At 63.7% G+C, this 16,274-nt stretch carries 13 protein-coding genes; 3 read left to right on the plus strand and 10 right to left on the minus strand.

Annotated elements, in window-relative coordinates:
• Nucleotides 1–99: 99 nt before the first annotated feature.
• The 8 genes from CLU91_RS14715 to CLU91_RS14750 all read right to left on the minus strand — a co-directional run bounded on the left by CLU91_RS14715 (nt 100) and on the right by CLU91_RS14750 (nt 13,351).
• The gene (locus tag CLU91_RS14715) at nt 100–1,095 is read right to left on the minus strand and encodes a succinylglutamate desuccinylase (protein WP_100874761.1); all 996 of its coding nucleotides are present in this window, start codon (nt 1,093–1,095) and stop codon (nt 100–102) included.
• Nucleotides 1,095–5,822 carry an NAD-glutamate dehydrogenase domain-containing protein gene (locus CLU91_RS14720; RefSeq protein ID WP_100874762.1) on the minus strand — a complete coding sequence of 1,576 codons (4,728 nt, stop codon included), beginning with the start codon at nt 5,820–5,822 and terminating at the stop codon, nt 1,095–1,097. The genes CLU91_RS14715 and CLU91_RS14720 overlap by 1 nt, the downstream gene beginning before the upstream one ends.
• A gap of 152 nt (nt 5,823–5,974) precedes the next feature.
• Nucleotides 5,975–7,315 (minus strand): N-succinylarginine dihydrolase, encoded by a 1,341-nt coding sequence (astB, locus tag CLU91_RS14725; protein ID WP_100874763.1) that lies wholly within the window; start codon nt 7,313–7,315, stop codon nt 5,975–5,977.
• Nucleotides 7,316–7,337: 22 nt separating this feature from the next.
• Nucleotides 7,338–8,828 carry a succinylglutamate-semialdehyde dehydrogenase gene (gene astD / locus CLU91_RS14730; RefSeq protein ID WP_100874764.1) on the minus strand — a complete coding sequence of 497 codons (1,491 nt, stop codon included), beginning with the start codon at nt 8,826–8,828 and terminating at the stop codon, nt 7,338–7,340.
• The gene (gene astA, locus CLU91_RS14735) at nt 8,821–9,885 is read right to left on the minus strand and encodes an arginine N-succinyltransferase (protein WP_100874765.1); all 1,065 of its coding nucleotides are present in this window, start codon (nt 9,883–9,885) and stop codon (nt 8,821–8,823) included. The genes astD and astA overlap by 8 nt, the downstream gene beginning before the upstream one ends.
• 13 nt (nt 9,886–9,898) lie before the next feature.
• Nucleotides 9,899–10,930, minus strand: coding sequence for an arginine N-succinyltransferase (locus CLU91_RS14740; protein ID WP_100874766.1), 1,032 nt, complete (start codon nt 10,928–10,930; stop codon nt 9,899–9,901).
• A 94-nt stretch (nt 10,931–11,024) separates the two neighbouring features.
• Entirely contained in the window at nt 11,025–12,266 is a 1,242-nt protein-coding gene (astC, locus tag CLU91_RS14745; RefSeq protein WP_100874767.1) for an acetylornithine/succinylornithine family transaminase, read from the minus strand.
• A 140-nt stretch (nt 12,267–12,406) separates the two neighbouring features.
• On the minus strand, nt 12,407–13,351 hold the full coding sequence (locus CLU91_RS14750) for a GlxA family transcriptional regulator (protein ID WP_100874768.1): 945 nt from the start codon (nt 13,349–13,351) through the stop codon (nt 12,407–12,409).
• A gap of 131 nt (nt 13,352–13,482) precedes the next feature.
• Here CLU91_RS14750 and CLU91_RS14755 point away from each other — a divergent pair, with 131 nt between their 5' ends.
• From CLU91_RS14755 to CLU91_RS14765, 3 genes are all read left to right on the plus strand, one after another.
• Complete coding sequence (locus CLU91_RS14755; RefSeq protein WP_198521337.1) at nt 13,483–13,917, plus strand: MarR family winged helix-turn-helix transcriptional regulator; 435 nt, start codon at nt 13,483–13,485, stop codon at nt 13,915–13,917.
• A 45-nt stretch (nt 13,918–13,962) separates the two neighbouring features.
• Nucleotides 13,963–14,247 (plus strand): hypothetical protein, encoded by a 285-nt coding sequence (locus CLU91_RS14760; protein ID WP_034778933.1) that lies wholly within the window; start codon nt 13,963–13,965, stop codon nt 14,245–14,247.
• Between the two features lie 157 nt (nt 14,248–14,404).
• The gene (locus CLU91_RS14765; protein WP_100874769.1) at nt 14,405–15,250 is read left to right on the plus strand and encodes an HDOD domain-containing protein; all 846 of its coding nucleotides are present in this window, start codon (nt 14,405–14,407) and stop codon (nt 15,248–15,250) included.
• Here the strand turns inward: CLU91_RS14765 and CLU91_RS27895 are convergent.
• Together CLU91_RS27895 and CLU91_RS14770 are read right to left on the minus strand one after the other, a co-directional pair.
• On the minus strand, nt 15,247–15,420 hold the full coding sequence (locus tag CLU91_RS27895) for a hypothetical protein (protein WP_157814700.1): 174 nt from the start codon (nt 15,418–15,420) through the stop codon (nt 15,247–15,249). The two genes, CLU91_RS14765 and CLU91_RS27895, sit on opposite strands and share 4 nt — an antisense overlap.
• A 185-nt stretch (nt 15,421–15,605) precedes the next feature.
• Complete coding sequence (locus CLU91_RS14770; protein ID WP_100874770.1) at nt 15,606–16,232, minus strand: glutathione S-transferase family protein; 627 nt, start codon at nt 16,230–16,232, stop codon at nt 15,606–15,608.
• Between the last annotated feature and the right edge of the window lie 42 nt (nt 16,233–16,274).

Raw genomic sequence — 16,274 nt, forward strand, 5'->3', positions numbered from 1 at the left:
GCTTAATGGATAATTATTTCCGTGCAGCATTTTTTCCATAAAAAAAGCGCCAGGCGGGTTTCCCCGGCTGGCGCCTGCTGCTGTGTGAAGGCTGGACGATCAAGCCACGCGCACCACCATCAAACCGGCGCGCAAGCCCACCCGCACATCCGGGTTGGGAAACACCACCAGCTCTTCCGCGTGCTGCACCGTGTAGACGTGGTCGCCATCGCTGGCGATCACGGCGTGTTGCGGCAGCGACGTAAAATTCTGCGTGCTGCGATCAAACGCCATGCGGAATTCATCGCTGTGCTTGATGATTTCCTGCGCCACCTTGAACACGTGCGGCGCTGCCTTGACCGGCTGCGCAGGCAGGCCGCGCAGCAAGCCGTCCAGCGCCCGCGACACGTCGTCGAACAGGGACAAATCGTTCTGCCCCAGGGTGCCCACGCGGCCCAGTTCCACCGTGCTGGCGGCCGCACCGCAATGCTCGGCCGAATAATAACTATACGTGCCGGCCGACTGCGGGTTCATGATGATGGCGCCGATGGCCGCCTGGCCCAGCCAGGCTATCAGCTGCGCCTTGGCGTCGTCGGCCACCAGGTCCGGCACGATGGCAAACGTAGGGTACACGGACGGCCGGATGGCCGTGTGCAAATCCAGGTGCCAGCGCACGGGACCGGCCGCTGCAAAGAACGCTGTTGTCGCAGCGATCATTTCATCGGCGCGCGCGCTTTCCGCCGCTTGCGCCAGGCTGCCCCGCACGGGGCGGAACATGCGATTCAGGTCAGCGTCGATGAAACGCTTGCCGGCCCGGATCGCATCGACATTGCCCACGCAAACGAGCAGGTCGACGGCCAGTGCGGACGCATCGCGCGACAAGGCGTCGAGCAGATGCGCCAGCACTTCGATCGGCCCCGTTTCGTCGCCATGCACGCCCACCGAGACAGCCACGCTGGCGCGGTTCTCTCCCGGTTTGACCACTTGCAGCATGCCGGGCGCCGGCAAGGCCACCGTGAAACCGGCGTCCGAAAACAACCGGACCACGCCGCTGAAATCGGCCTGCGCCAGCGCCTGCACTACCGGTGTTACTACCTGGGTTACTTCTTGCGTCATTACACCGCCGCTTCCGCTGGGGTTTTCGCCGTGATTTTATTCACGGCTTCCGACAAGGTCCACACGTCCAGCATGGCTTGCTCCAGTTCCGTCGCCGCCACATAGGCCGACAGGCCCAGCGCGCCCGTCACCGCATCGACGGCCTGGCCCGCATTGCCTTGCTCGGCGCGTGCCAGCACCTGCGTCAGCAAACGCTGTTGCGTGCGGCGCAGCGCTTGCTGCGCGTAGTTGCGCAACTGCTCCTGCGACTTGCCTTGCGCGGCCAGCTTCAGGCCACGTTCCAGCGTGTCGATGCCTGCCTGGCTGCGCAGGGCCAGGCCCACTTGCAAAAAGGCCGCCAGGTCCATCGAAGCAGGACGCGGCACGGACAGGGCCGGGAACAGGAAGCCGGCGACGACTTCCAGCGCGTCGACCGCATCCCACGCCTGCACGAAGGCCGGCGTCAAGCCGGCTACCTGCGCCGCTTCCGACTTGATGCCAACGGCTTTGAGCAGTTCGCGCTTCGATTCCGCACCGAACAAACGCGTCAGTTCGGCCAGGCCGGCGCCACGCAATTGCTCGGCCGGCACCGACAAGACGCCGGCGATCATCGTTTGCTGCAGCACGCGCGTTTGCGCATCGACCTTGATCGACACGTCGCGTGGAATCGTCAAGGCATCCGCATCGAGCGCGTCGAACACGGGCGCCAGGTTCAGCGCCACCCAGGCCTGGCCCCAGGCCAGGATCACGCTTGATTCGTCCACGCCGTGTTCCGCCGCCAGGTTGCGGATCATCAGCGGGCCGCAGCGGTTGATCACTTCATTGGCCAGCACGGTCGCCAGAATGGCGTTGGCCAGCGGATGGTCGAGCGCCGAACGCGTTTCCACCAGCAAGGACGGGAAGTACGGTTTCAAGACCGGTTCGGCCCACGTTTCGTCCGTCAACGGCAGCGCGGAAAGGATGCGCTTGAAGCGGTTCTTCACGTTGGCGATCACCACCGCCAGTTCCGGCGTGGTCAGGCCACGGTTATCCAGCTTGCGGCGCGCCAGTTCGGCCACCGACGGCAGCTGCTCCAGCTCGCGCGACAGGGCACCCTCTTCTTCCAGGCTGGCGATCAGGGCGGCATAGCCATCCTGCACGGCGCTTTCGCCTTGCGCCTGCAACTCGCGCACCAGCAAATGCGTCTGCTGCGTGTTGTCGCGCAAGACCAGGCGCTCGACGTCGTCCGTCATCGCATACAGCTCGCGATTGCGTTCTTCTTCCGTCAGCTTACCCGCGTTGACTTCCACGTCCAGCCAGATTTTCACGTTCACTTCATGGTCCGAGCAATCCACGCCGGCCGAGTTGTCGATCGCGTCGGTGAAGATGCGGCCACCGGCCAGCGCGAACTCGATACGGCCCGCCTGCGTCGCACCCAAATTCCCCCCTTCGGCCACCACTTTCACGCGCAGCTCATTGCCGCTGACGCGGATGTGGTCATTTGCGCGGTCCTTCACTTGCGCGTGGCTCTCTGTCGACGCCTTGATGTAGGTGCCGATGCCGCCGTTGTAGAACAGGTCCACCGGGGATTTCAGGATGCGGTGCATCAGTTCTTCCGGCGCCAGCGCAGTTTCCGCGATATCGAGCGCGGCGCGGATTTGCGGCGACAGCTCGATCGTGCGGGCGGAGCGTGGATACACGCCACCGCCGGCCGAGATCAGCTCCTTGTTGTAGTCGTCCCACGAAGAGCGCGGCAAGGCGAACAGGCGCGCGCGTTCCTCGAACGAGACGGCGACGTCCGGTGTCGGGTCGAGGAAGATGTGGCGGTGGTCGAACGCGGCCACCAGTTTCAGCTGGCGCGACAGCAGTACGCCGTTGCCGAACACGTCGCCCGACATGTCGCCCACGCCGACCATGGTGATCGGGGTGGTATTGAGGTCGTGGTCCATTTCATAGAAGTGGCGCTTGACGGCTTCGAATGCGCCCTTGGCGGTGATGCCCAGTTTCTTGTGGTCGTAACCGTTCGAACCGCCCGAGGCGAACGCGTCGCCGAGCCAGAAACCGCGCTGCACGGCGATGCCGTTGGCGATGTCTGAGAACGTGGCCGTGCCCTTGTCGGCCGCCACCACCAGGTAAGGGTCGGCGTCATCGAAGCAGACGGTGTCGACTGGCGGGACGATATTGCCCAGCGAGCGGTTGTCCGTCACTTCCAGCAGGCTGGAAATGAACAGGCGGTAGACGGCTTCGCCTTCTGCCGCGATGGTTTCACGCACGGCGTCCTTCGGCATCATCTTGCAGACGAAACCGCCCTTCGCGCCGGCCGGCACGATGACGGCGTTCTTGACCATCTGCGCCTTGACGAGGCCCAAGACTTCGGTGCGGTAGTCTTCCATGCGGTCGGACCAGCGCAAGCCGCCGCGGGCGACGGGGCCGCCGCGCAGGTGCACGCCTTCAAAGCGGCGCGAGAAGACGAAAATCTCGCGGTAAGGACGCGGTTCCGGCACCAGCGCCAGGCTGCTGGTGTCGAACTTGAAGATGATCTTGTCGCCTTGTTGATTGTTCTGGAAGTAGCTGGTGCGCAGGGTGGCGGCCATCAGGTCGGCCAGCGCGCCGAGGATTTCCTCGGTATCGGCGTGGTTCACGGATGGCAGGCCAGCCTTGATGGCGGCAATGCTTTCCAGGGCTGCCGCGTGCTGCGCGCCGGACAGCGCTGGATCGAAGCGCTGCAGGAACGCTTCGACCAGGGCTTTGACCTGGGCCGGCTGCTTGCGCAGGCTTTCGGCGATGTAGCGCACCGAGAAGCGGCTGCCCGTCTGGCGCCAGTAGCTGGTGTAGGCGCGCACCAGCTGCACTTCGCGCGTCGACAAGCCGCCTTCGATGACGAGGCCATTCAGGCGGCCATCTTCGGCCGTGTCGTTGAACAGGGCGGCAAACAGTTCCTGCGCCACGGCGACGACGGATGGCTGCGCCAGTTTCGCCGCGCTGGCCGCATCGACCGTCAGGCTGGTGATGAAATAGCGCGTGCCGTCGGACAGCGACACCGAGTATGCCTGTTCACGGTCGATGGCCACGCCCGCATTGTGCAGCGCCGGCAGGATGGTCGACAGCGGCGGCACCTTGTTGGCCGAGTACAGGCGAATCGTGGTGACGGCGCCCGTCTCGATGCGCACGGCCACGTGCGCCGGATCGGTATTGCGCAGGATGGTGTCGAGGTCGCGGAAGGCGACGGCCGGCGCGGTGGCGGCCACGTAATCGAGCGGCAAAGTCGCGCAAAGTTTGCGCAGGCTGGTGCGCAGGGCCACGTCGGGCACGGCGTCGGCCACGGCGGCAAAGCCGTTATGCCAGCCATCGAGCACGCCAAGGAGCGGCTGTTCGATATCCGTTTCCAGATCCAGCGGATAGCGGGCGGCATGCGCGATCAGGTAGACGCGCGCCAGGGGGCCGTCGGCCACCAGGGTTTGCGTGCTGACGTGCGTGGCGCCGGAACTGGCTTGCAGGGCTTTCGCCAGGCTCGATGCCACGCTGGCGCTGTAACGCTCGCGCGGCAGGTAGACCAGCACGTTCAGGTGGCGCGCATACACGTCGCGGCGCGCGAAGACCTTGGTGCGCGGCTGCTTGTACAGCGAGACGACGGCGCCGCACACTTGCGCCAGCCAGTCGAGGTCCGCTTCCAGCGCTTCCGTGCGCGGCAAGGACTCAAGGATTTCGCGGAATTTCTCGGCGCGGAAGCCTTGCTGGCGCACGCCGGCCAGGCTCAGTACCTTGGCCACGCGGCCGCGCGCAAACGGCAGCGCCGCCAGCGGGGTGGAGTTGCCCGCGCGGGTAAACAAGCCGACGAAGCAATGCTCGCCCAGGATCGCGCCTTGCGCATCCATGTCGCGCACGCCGATGAAATCGAGCTGCTGGTCGCGGTGCAACGTGCCCGCCACGTCGGCCTTGACGATGGACAGCGCCGAGTCGCGCTTGGCCAGGGTGTCGAAGTCGCCGGGGATGTTCGCCAGGCAGGTGCCGTAGACCGGGTGCGCCGTATCCTGCAGCACGCCGACGCGGCTAGGAATGTCGCGTTCGAGTTCGCGCACGCCCGGCTTGACGCGGTAGTAGGCGTAACCGAATACTTCAAAGCCGCCGCTGCGCGCCCACTCCAGGAAGGCCGCCACTTCCGCGCCTTCTTCGCCATGCTGCGCTGCAGCCGTGGCGACGGTGGCCAGGCGCTCGCTCATGGCGGCAGCATCGCGGCGCACGATGGCCGCGTCACGCGCGACCATGTCGATGGCGGCGACCAGCGCAGCCAGGGCTTGCGGCTCCAGCTCTTCGTCGAGCAGCACCAGCACATACGATTCGAGCGGGTCGCCCGGCTGGCGCACCGCTTCGACGCTACCGTCAGCGGCGCGGCGCACGGGCAGCACGGTGTTCATCACGCCGCGCACGGCCAGGTGCTGGCGGCGCATGGCCATGACGATGGAGTCGACCAGGTAAGGCATGTCTTCGTTCAGGATCAGCAAGGCGCTCGCCATGCCGCCACGGCCATCCGCATAGCGCAGGGTGGCGATCTGGCAGCCGGTACCGGTGCGCTTGGCCGCTTGCGTAAAACCGTCGACCAGCACGGGCGCCAGGCTGTCGGGCGCGATATCGGCCAGGTCTTCGGCGTCGAGCGAGTCGAGCCATGCCTGCACCAGTTGTACGACAGGCGCTGCCGCCTTGTTCGCATTGCCAGCCGCGTTAATCAGCTCCAGCGTTTGTGTGCGCAAATCTTGTGGCGTGTGATTCATCTTGCATCTCCATTACGGTAATGTGAATGTCCAACGCTGTCGTTCGGGCTTGTGGCTGCGCGGCAGCGGTGTCAAGAGACGGGGGTCGCCCGTCCAATTCTGTCTGTGCTACGGATAGTTGTCTCGGATTTTTTCTGTGTTTTTTCTATCGCCTACAAGTCGTACAATCCAGGTAAGTTGAGGATGATCGTCAATTCTTCAAGCGCCGCATGCACTTCCAGCGCCAGCTGCGGGTCGGCCAGGTCGCCCGGCTCCAGATGGTCGCGGTAGTGTTTTTCCACCCACTGCACCAGCCGATGGTACAGCGTTTCCGTCATGATCACGCCCTGATGCATGGCGCGCGCCTCGGTTTGCGTCAGGGCCACGCGCAAACGCAGGCAGGCGGGCCCGCCGCCGTTGCGCATGCTCTGGCGCAGGTCGAAATGTATCAGTTCGTCAATCGGACCACCACTGGCCACCAGGCCTTCCAGGTAGCGCGACACGGCGCGGTTTTCCTGGCATTCCTGCGGTATCACCAGCGCCATCTTGCCGCCCTCTTTCGTCAGCAACTGGCTGTTGAACAGATAGCTGCTCACCGCATCCTGGATCGGCACCTGGCCCGTGTCCACGCGCAGCGCATCCAGTTGCGCGCCCGTGGCGGCGACGGCGCGATGCAGCTGCGACAAGCTTGCCTCTTCATCGGCAAACGCCTGCTCGTGATAGAACAGCACATTGCCATTGCCAACGGCGATGACGTCGTTATGGAACACGCCCTGGTCGATCACGTCCGGATTCTGCTGCACGTACACGGTGCGCTTCGCATCGAGGCCATGCAGGCGCGCCACGGCTTGCGACGCTTCCAGCGTCTGGCGCGCCGGGTAGCGCTTCGGCGACGGCGCGGAAGGATCGAACTCCACCCGGCCATACACGAACAACTCCACCGATGGCGCGCCGTGGCTGGCGCCCAGACGCGTGTGGTTGGCCGCGCCCTCGTCGCCAAAGGCGGGAGTGGACGGCAGCGCGTCGTGCACGGCGAAGTGCTTGTCGTCGCTGAAGATGGCGCGCAGGCTGCGCGCCGACTGCGCGTGCTCGAAGGCGCGGTGCAGCTTGTTGTTCAGGTTGGCGGCCGTGAAATGCACGCGGCCATCCTGCGTGTCGGCCGACGGGCTGACCGTGGCGGCGTTCGCCGTCCACATGGGCGAGGCGGAATACGCGCATGCCAGGATCACCGGCGATTCCTTGCACGCGCGCGCCAGCACCTCGGCATCCGTGCCCGTGAAACCGATGGAGCGCAGCAGGCGGAAATTGGGCCGGTCCTGCGGCGGCAGCAAGGCTTGCGCAAAGCCGCGCGCGGCCAGCGCGCGCATCTTGGCCAGGCCCTGCAAGGCGGCCTGCTTCGGATTCGAAGCGCTTTTCACATTGCTGAACGAGGCCACGTTGCCGAACGAGAGTCCCGCATAGTTATGCGATGGGCCGACCAGGCCGTCAAAGTTGTATTCGCGCGTGCTGTGCATGGGTATTCCTTATGAAACCTTCTTAAAAATTCAGGCCGGGCGACAGCTTGGCCGGCATTTCCAGCGCGCTGTTCTCGATCGAGGCGACCGGGTAGGCGCAATAGTCAGCCGCGTAATACGCGCTCGGACGGTGGTTGCCCGACTTGCCGATGCCGCCGAACGGCGCCGTGCTGGCCGCGCCCGTCGTCGGACGGTTCCAGTTGATGATGCCGGCGCGCGCGCGCGTCTGGAACGTTTGCCACAGGGCCGGATCGTCGGACAGCAGCGCCGCAGCCAGGCCGAATTCGGTGGCGTTGGCAACCTTCAGGGCCGCGTTGAAATCAGCCACGCGTATCACTTGCAGCAGAGGGCCGAACCATTCTTCGTCGGGAATGCCGACAGCATCAGTGACGTCGACGATGCCGGCCGTGACAAATCCCGCCTCGGGATTCAACTGGCGCATCTGCAGCAAGGTGGTGCCGCCCCTGGCGACCATGTCCGATTGCGCCTGCACCAGGCGCGCGGCCACGGCGCTCGAGACCACAGGGCCCATGAACGGCTGCGGCTGCGCGTCGGACGCGCCGATGCCCAGTTTCGCGGCCACTTCCACCAGGCGCGCAACGAAGGCAGAACCCGCTGCATTGTCCTGCACCACCAGGCGGCGCGCGCACGTGCAGCGCTGGCCGGCCGAGACAAAGGCGGAGAAGATCGCGTGGTGCACGGCCACGTCGACGTCCTTGACGTCCCACACCACTAAAGCGTTGTTGCCGCCCATTTCCAGCGCCAGCATCTTGCCCGGCTGGCCGCCGAACTGGCGGTGCAGGCTGATGCCCGTCTGGCAGGAACCCGTAAACAGCACGCCGTCGAGGTGGGCATTCGCGCCCAGGGCCACGCCCGTATCGCGCCCGCCGTTGACGAGGTTGACGACGCCATTGGGCAAGCCGGCCTGCTGCCATAGCTGCACGGTTTTGACGGCCGTGCGCGGCGCATATTCGCTGGGCTTGAAGACGATGGTGTTACCAGCGATCAGGGCCGGCACGATGTGGCCATTCGGCAGGTGGCCGGGGAAATTGTATGGGCCGAAAACGCCGAACACGCCATGCGGGCGGTGGCGCAGCACGGCGTCGCCATCGGCGATCTTGCTTTGCGTGATGCCCGTGCGCGCGTTGTACGACTGCACCGAGATATCGATCTTGTTGGCCATGGTGGCCACTTCCGTGCGCGACTCCCACAGCGGCTTGCCCACTTCTTCCGAGATCAGCAGCGCCAGCGCTTCCGCGTGTTCCTTCAGCAGTTCGCGAAAGCGCACGCAGATGGCGATGCGCTCGTCGACGGGCGTATCGGCCCACGCGTCAAAGGCGGCGCGGGCGGCCTGGCACGCCTGTTCGACTTCGTGTTCCGTCGCTTCCAGGCTGGCCCAGGTCTGCTTGCCGTTCGACGGATCGATGGTGAGCAGTTCACGGCCCGTGCCTGGCAGCCAGGCGCCGTTGATGAAGTTCGATGCTGCGGCAGATGGATTCAATACGTTAGACATGGGGATGCTTCCTCGGGTTGAGTGACAAGGTGCGCACGGTGTCGCCGTGATGGCAGCGCAGCAGATGCAGTTCATCGTCATCGAGCGCGATCTTGCCGCTGTGCGGATTGGCGCTGGTGACGATCATGCGGAAATCTTTCAGGTCGGTGTTCGACACCAGGTAAGGTTCGGCCTGGGCAAGGTCGCCGCACACTTCCGGCGCAGGCACTGGCACAGTCGCGGCGTCGAGCACGGCCGGCATGCTGTCGCGCATGGCGCGCAGTTCGGAGACGCGCGCCTGCAGCACGGGACCGGCGTCGAAAATGTCGACATAGCCTTCGAAGTGCAAGCCTTCCTGTTCCAGCAGGCGGCGCGCGGGCGCCGTGCTCAGATGCACCTTGCCGATGACTTCCTGCGCTTCATCGGGCAGGTAGGCCACGTACATGGGCTGGCGCGGCATCAGTTCGGCGATGAACGATTTTTTTCCCAGACTCGTCAAGTCGTCGACGTGGTGGAAATCCATCTTGAAGAAGTGGCGGCCCAGGCCTTCATAGAACGGCGAGCTGCCGTCCGGCGCCTGGTAGCCGCGCATTTCCGCGATCAGCTTTTCCGTAAACAGGTGCGGGAACTGGGCGATGAAGAGGAAGCGGCTTTTCGACAGCAGCTTGCCGTTGTTGCCGCTGCGGTAATCGGGGTGCAAAAACAGCGAGCACAGTTCCGTGCTGCCCGTCAGGTCGTTCGACAGGTACAGCGTTTCCATGCGCGTAAACACGTCGAGCTCGCGGCTGGAATGGACCAGGGTGCCGATGCGGTAGTTATAGAACGGCTCTTCCAGGCCCACGGCGCCCTTGATGGCGCACACGCCGGCAAGGCGGCCCGTGTCGGTATCCTCCATGACGAACATGTAGTCGCGCTTTTCGGGCGCGATGGTTTCGGCGAACGAGGCGCAGGCGATGGCCAGGCGGTCGCCCAGCATTTTCATGTCCGGCTTGAGGGTGGTCATGCCGGTGCCGACCTGGCTGGCCAGGCCATACAGGGCATCGAGATCATTGGCATTGATGGCGCGTACTACTAGCATAAAATTAACTCCCTTAGATACGCACGCAAATGACGCTGTCGCCTTCGGCCACGGCCAGCGCCTCGAGCAAGTCTGCCGGCAAGCCGACGCTGTCCTGCGCTTCGAGCGCATCGCAGGTAAAAGTCACGGCGCGGAAATTGCGTTCGGCGCCCGAAGCGACCGCATAGTGCACTTTCAGGCCCGTGCGGCTGGGCGTGACGCCCGCGACGACGCGGCGCGTGAGCGAGCCTGTAAACGAGCGCAGCGCATGCTTGTGCGCCTGCAGGATCGGACCGCCATCGAAGATGTCGATGTAATCGTCGGCTTCAAAGCCTTCTTCCGTCAGCAGATTAAATGCCAGTTCGCCGCTCGGATGGATCTGGCCCATGGCCGCCTGCGCGTCGCCGGGCAGCAGCGGCACGTAGACGGGGTAATGCGGCATCAGTTCAACGATCAGGGTGCGGTTGCGCGCGCCGCCGATGACTTTTTCGGCATCGAGGAAATCCATCTGGAAGAACTTGCGGCCCAGCGCATCCCAGAACGGCGACTGGCCGTTGGCGTCCGTGATGCCGGCCAGCGGCACGAAGAAGCGGTCGCCGAAGCGGTGCGGTGCCAGTACGGCAAACAGCAGCCGCGCGCGCGACAGCAAGGCCGCTTCCAGCCCCGCCTGCTCCATGTTGCGCACGTAAAAGCCGGACAGCTGCGAATACGCCGTCAGTTCGGAACACAGGGTCAGCGCATGCACGCTGTGGCTGATGTTCAGGTCGCGCGAGACTTGCTGGATGACGTCGTTGCGAAAGGAAAAATAGGTACCGTTCGAGCCGGCCGAGGCGAAGATGGCGGCCGTACCAAAAATGCTCTTGTCGGGCAGGGATTCAAGCACGAAGAGATACGACTCTTCGCTGGGGATGTCGACATGGGCGGCAAACGAGGCGATGGAGCGCTCGACGGAGGCGGCGATTTTTTCGCGCGTCTTCGGCAGGGTATGGACACCCGGCATGGTGACTGCGGCCAGCGCTTCGAGGGCTGCAATATCCGCAATTTCTACCGGACGGACAACATACATGGGTACTCCTTCAATGCTGGTAATGCCAGGGTAGAACCAAGCCGGCCCGCAGCAAAGCGGCGGGCCGGTGATCAAACAGGGAGCGAGGCTAGCCTCAGGCTTTCAGCATGCCGTCGATGGCGGCGCGCAGCAGACGGCCCGCTTCGGCAATCTGCTCGTCCGAGACGATCAGGGCCGGCGCCAGGCGCACCACGTCCATGCCGGCGATCAGCACCATCAAGCCTTGCGCTTCGGCCGCCTTCTGGATGTCTTTCGCGCGGCCTTTGTAAGCATCGCTGACGACCAGGCCCAGCAGCAAACCGCTGCCGCGCACGATGGAGAACACTTGCGGGTAATCCGTGATCAAGCCTTGCAGCATGGCGATGGTGTTGACGCTCGCTTCTTTCACGCGCGCCAGGAATGCCGGCGTGTTGATCGTCTCCAGCACGGTCAGGGCCACGGTGGCGGCCAGCGGGTTGCCGCCGTAGGTGGTGCCGTGGGTGCCGACGGCCAGGGTCTGCGCCAGTTCATTTGTGGTCAGCATGGCGCCGATCGGGTAGCCGTTGCCCAGCGCCTTGGCGGCCGTCAGGATGTCCGGCGTGACGCCGTAGCCCATGTAGGCGAACAAGGCGCCAGTGCGGCCCATGCCGCTCTGGACTTCGTCGAAAATCAACAGGGCGCCCGTCTTGTCGCACAGGGCGCGCAGCTCTTTGAGGAATTCAGGATTGCCCGGCACCACGCCGCCTTCGCCTTGTACCGGCTCGACGATCACGGCGCACACGTCATCGCCGATGGCGGCGCGCGCCGCTTCGATGTCGTTGTAGGCGATGTGGTCGATCGACGGCGGCAGCGGCTCGAAGCCTTCCGTGTACTTGGCCTGGCCGCCGACGGAGACCGTAAACAGGGTGCGGCCGTGGAAGGAGCTGAAGCACGAGATGATGCGCGACTTGTGCGCGCCGAACTTGGTGTGCGCATACTTGCGCGCCAGCTTCAGGGCCGCTTCGTTGGCTTCCGCGCCCGAGTTGCAGAAGAAGGCGCGGTCGGCAAAAGTAGCTTCCGTCAGGGCCAGCGCCAGGCGCAGCACAGGCTCGTTGGTGTAGCCGTTGCCCAAATGCCACAAATTATTGATTTGCTTGGTCAGCACGTCGACCAGCACAGGATGGCAGTGGCCCAGGCTGTTGACGGCGATGCCGGAGGTGAAATCGAGGTAATGCTTGCCGGTCTGGTCCCACAGATCCAGACCGGAACCGCGCACGGGCACCATGGCTGCAGGGGCGTAGGTAGGAACGAGGACCTGGTCAAAGGTTTCCCGGGTGACTGGACGAGCCGTTACGGTCGAATCAAGCTTGGCATTCATAGCATTTCCCCATCAATATGTTAGGTACTCCGCAGCTACGACAGCTACGTGTGTACTGCATTATAAAAAGCGGGATGCTAAAACTCTTTTGAATCTGCGACAAGGATTTTCACAATTCATCACAGCCGGGCTTGCTTGAATCAAGCGGGGGGCATGAGCTTGCGCTGCCGCTCTTCGCGGGGCGTATTGCCAAACAGGGTGCCAAACGCGGTGGAAAAGTGCGAACCGGAAGAAAAGCCGCACATCAGGCCCACTTGCACGATGGAATAATGCGTATCAAGCAACAATTGCCGCGAGCGCTGCAGGCGCAGCTCCAGGTAGTAGCGCGATGGCAGGCTGCCCAGGTATTGCTTGAACAGCCGTTCCAGCTGGCGCCGCGACAGGCCCACCAGGCTGGCGATATCATCGGTCGACAGCGGCTCCTCGATATTGGCTTCCATCAAGGTGACCGCTTCGGACAATTTCGGCTGCAGCACGCCGAAACGCGCCTGCAAGGCCACCCTCTGACGCTCTTCCTTGCCGCGCACCTTGTCCACGCACAGCGCTTCCTTGACGAGCGCCTGCACGTCGGCGCCAAAGATGGTCTCGATCAGCGTCAGCGAAAAGTCGATGCTGGCCGCGCCGCCGCAACAGGTGATGTGCGGGCCGTCGATGTCGAACAGATGCGGCGTCAAAATGGCCCGTTCCGCCTTCGCTTCCGCATCCGCGTACAGGGCCCACGGCAAGGCGATGCGCACGCCATCCATGACGCCCGCGTCGGCCAGCCACAGCACGGCCGCGCCCACGCCGCCCCAGAACGGCGCCGAACGGCAGCGCTCGATCACGGCCCGGCACAGCTCGGCGCGCAGCGGCGCCTGCGTTTCATCGGCAACCAGCAGCGCGATATGCCAGTTGCCGCCCTGCGCGGCCACCTGTTCCGGTGTGCGCACGTCCAGTCGCAGCGCGTCCGGCCCCAGCGCCCGCGCACACAGGCGCAGCGGCTGCACCAGGCCGGCCCAGGTGATCGACTCGGCATCGCCGGCATGCACCAGCAGCAAACGCAGCGGTTTGTCGAGGCCGATACGGGAAAGATTAGCGAAGGACATCGGCGAGGCGGACCAGGGACAAGGGCTGAGTTGCCCACATGATACCGGACTTCCGCCCCATCGAGACCCGCATGCAAGGGCGCATCCTGGCGCGGCGGAAAAAAGCGGGGCGGAAGGATATAATCCCCCCCATGGGTGAACGATATTTAAAAAGTATCCGGCTGCTGGCCGAATGCATGCAAGGCTTCGAGCGGTTTTCTGGCGACTTCGTGCGCCAGTACGGCTTGACGCATGCGCAATTCGACATCATCGCCACGCTCGGCAACACCTGTGGCATGTCCTACAAGGAACTGGGCCAGAAAACCCTGATTACCAAGGGTACCTTGACGGGCGTGGTGGAACGGCTGGAACAGAAGGGGCTGGTAATCCGCGAACGTTGTCCGCGCGACAAGCGTTCCTATTACGTGCGCCTGAGCTGCGAGGGGGAACAGGTGTTCCATGACGTGTTCCCCAAACTGACAAAACAGGGCCAGCGCCTGTTCGACGGCTATACCGAAGACGATTTCATGCGTTTGGAAACCATCCTGGCAAGCCTGAAACATGCCATCGCCAATGGCCACAGTTAATAATTCACCAAGCACAGACATTCAAACAAGACAAAGGAAACCAAGTTGAAAACCTCACTGCTCGAAGGCAAAAAGCCTGCTCATTTCGATAAACACATCATCGGCAACCTGCTGCTCAACGCCAGCACGCCGGAACTGGTACGCCAGGAAAAACTGATCATCGGCGTGCGCAACGAAGACGGCGAAATCTACCGCCTGATCGGCGCCACCAAGCACAACAGCTTCATGAATGCCGTCGAGGAACTCTTCGACCTGGGCTTGACGGATGAGCTGGAAGACAGCGACGAGCTGGTCGAAGGCTGCGACGCGATATTTAGTGAATCGTTGTAATAACGATTGACGATCGCTGTCGTTAAAAAAGGCATGCCACCGATATAGGCATGCCTTTTTCCGTTTACGGGGGTTTACTTGCCTTTTACTTGCTTGTTTGCGAAAAGATCACGGTTAAAAAGTTCCGTACGGAAATATTGCGAGTATAATTTTTTCAATGAACAGACTCGACGCCTTTAAAAGCATCGCCGCACAAGCCGCTCGTGGCGAGCTGACCTTTCCTGCCAATGTGAACGCTTCGCTCAAGCTGCAAGAGGCGCTGGCCGATCCCGACTGCCATATCGAGGCCGCCGCCAAGCTGGTGCAAGCCGACCCGCTGCTGGCCGCGCGCACGGTGGCCATCGCCAATTCCGTGGCGTTCAACCGTTCCGGCAACGAAATCACCAGCGTGCGCAATGCCGTGCAACGGCTCGGCGTGCGTACCCTGCAGTCGGTGGTAGCGTCGCTGATCGTGCGCCAGCTGGGCAGCACCATTACCGATCCCGTGCTGCAGGCGAAGGCCAGGCAGCTGTGGGAACATACGGCCCATGTGGCGGCCCTGTCGCAGGTACTGGCTCGCCGCGTCACCAGGGTAGACCCCGATACGGCCCTGTTTGCCGGCATCATGCATGAAGTGGGCGGCTTTTATCTGCTGTCGCGCGCAGCCGAATTCCCCGGCATCCTCGACGGCGAACCGCAGGACTGGGTCGAACATGGCGAACAAGCCATCGGCCATGGCGTATTGACCAAACTGAAGGTGCCGGAAGCGGTGATGGGCGCCATCGCGGCGCTGTGGGAAGGCTTGCGCGCCATCCCGCCCGAATCGCTGGGCGACACCTTGCTGCTGGCAAATGACCTGGCGCCCGTCTCGTCGCCGCTCAACGAAAGCCCGGCTGCCATCGCCGTGCGCGCCGCCCGCGCCGCCGGCAGCATCGATTGCGTGATCGGCGATGCGACCCTGTCGAGCATCATGGAAGAATCGGACGATGAAGTGCAGTCGCTGCTGAAGGTGCTCGTGCATTAATCCTGTTTTACCGGCACCGGCGGCATGATCGGCACGCCTGGCGCCGGCTTCGGCACGTCGACGATCAGCACATGCTTGTCCATGGCCTGCGTTCTCTGCTTCTGCTGGGCGACTTGCGTGGCGACCGCCCGGGTACTCAAGAGTGGCTTCGGATGGCGTGGCATGAACATGGCGTACCTGCTTGCAGTGGGAGACGCCCCATCTGTGCAGCGAAAATCAAATTATCAAGCTCCAGACAAAAAAAACCCGCTCGAAAGCGGGTAAAGTCCAAAGCTAGGGATGTCCTGAAAGAGACAGCCCTATCTTATGCGTGCCGCCGTGCCGGCTCCGTGCGCTGGCACACGTAGTGCGCAGATTATCCCGGCAGCAGCTGCACGTCCGTTTCCTGCCAGGCGCGCAGCTGCCGCACGCGGGCAAACCAGGCCTCGATGTGCTGGTACTGCGCCAGCGGCAGCCGCACGGCCTCGCTGTACATCAGCGGCGCGGCCACGGCGAAATCGGCCAGGGTCAAGGCATCGCCGCAAAGCCAGCTGCGCTGCGCCAGATGCGCGTCCAGCACCACGGCGCACTCATGCAAATCGCGCTCGCCGCGCGCCTCTTCCAGCGGGTCCGCCGGACCATTGCCCGTCATGCCCTTCCAGGCGCGTTCCCAGGCCAGCACGCTGATGGCCGGCGCGAAATGCTGCGCGGCCCAGAACAGCCAGCGGTTGACGTCGGCGCGCGCTTGCGGCGCCTGCGGATACATCGTCTGGCCCGGCACCTGCTCGGCCAGATATTGCATGATGGCGCACGATTCCCACAGCAGGAAATCGCCATCGGCCAGCACGGGCACCTTGCCGTTCGGGTTCAGTTCGGCCAGGCGGCGGCGGTCGTCAGCATTCATCAGGTCGACTTCGGCCAATTCCAGCGGCAGGCCAAGGTGGATCGCCGTCATCAGGGCACGGCGGGCATTCGAAGACATGGGGTGGTGGTACAGGCGCATGGTGGATGACTCCGGTGAGTGAAGAAGCCACCATCGTAGAAC

It is taken from the genome of Janthinobacterium sp. 64, from assembly GCF_002813325.1.
GTDB lineage: Bacteria > Pseudomonadota > Gammaproteobacteria > Burkholderiales > Burkholderiaceae_D > Janthinobacterium.

Coding starts and splice junctions, on each gene's coding strand:
- CLU91_RS14715 (WP_100874761.1), bottom strand. CDS start 1,095: ATGACGCAAGAAGTAACCCAGGTAGTAACACCGGTAGTGCAGGCGCTG.
- CLU91_RS14720 (WP_100874762.1), bottom strand. CDS start 5,822: ATGAATCACACGCCACAAGATTTGCGCACACAAACGCTGGAGCTGATT.
- astB (WP_100874763.1), bottom strand. CDS start 7,315: ATGCACAGCACGCGCGAATACAACTTTGACGGCCTGGTCGGCCCATCG.
- astD (WP_100874764.1), bottom strand. CDS start 8,828: ATGTCTAACGTATTGAATCCATCTGCCGCAGCATCGAACTTCATCAAC.
- astA (WP_100874765.1), bottom strand. CDS start 9,885: ATGCTAGTAGTACGCGCCATCAATGCCAATGATCTCGATGCCCTGTAT.
- CLU91_RS14740 (WP_100874766.1), bottom strand. CDS start 10,930: ATGTATGTTGTCCGTCCGGTAGAAATTGCGGATATTGCAGCCCTCGAA.
- astC (WP_100874767.1), bottom strand. CDS start 12,266: ATGAATGCCAAGCTTGATTCGACCGTAACGGCTCGTCCAGTCACCCGG.
- CLU91_RS14750 (WP_100874768.1), bottom strand. CDS start 13,351: ATGTCCTTCGCTAATCTTTCCCGTATCGGCCTCGACAAACCGCTGCGT.
- CLU91_RS14755 (WP_198521337.1), top strand. CDS start 13,483: ATGGGTGAACGATATTTAAAAAGTATCCGGCTGCTGGCCGAATGCATG.
- CLU91_RS14765 (WP_100874769.1), top strand. CDS start 14,405: ATGAACAGACTCGACGCCTTTAAAAGCATCGCCGCACAAGCCGCTCGT.
- CLU91_RS27895 (WP_157814700.1), bottom strand. CDS start 15,420: ATGTTCATGCCACGCCATCCGAAGCCACTCTTGAGTACCCGGGCGGTC.
- CLU91_RS14770 (WP_100874770.1), bottom strand. CDS start 16,232: ATGCGCCTGTACCACCACCCCATGTCTTCGAATGCCCGCCGTGCCCTG.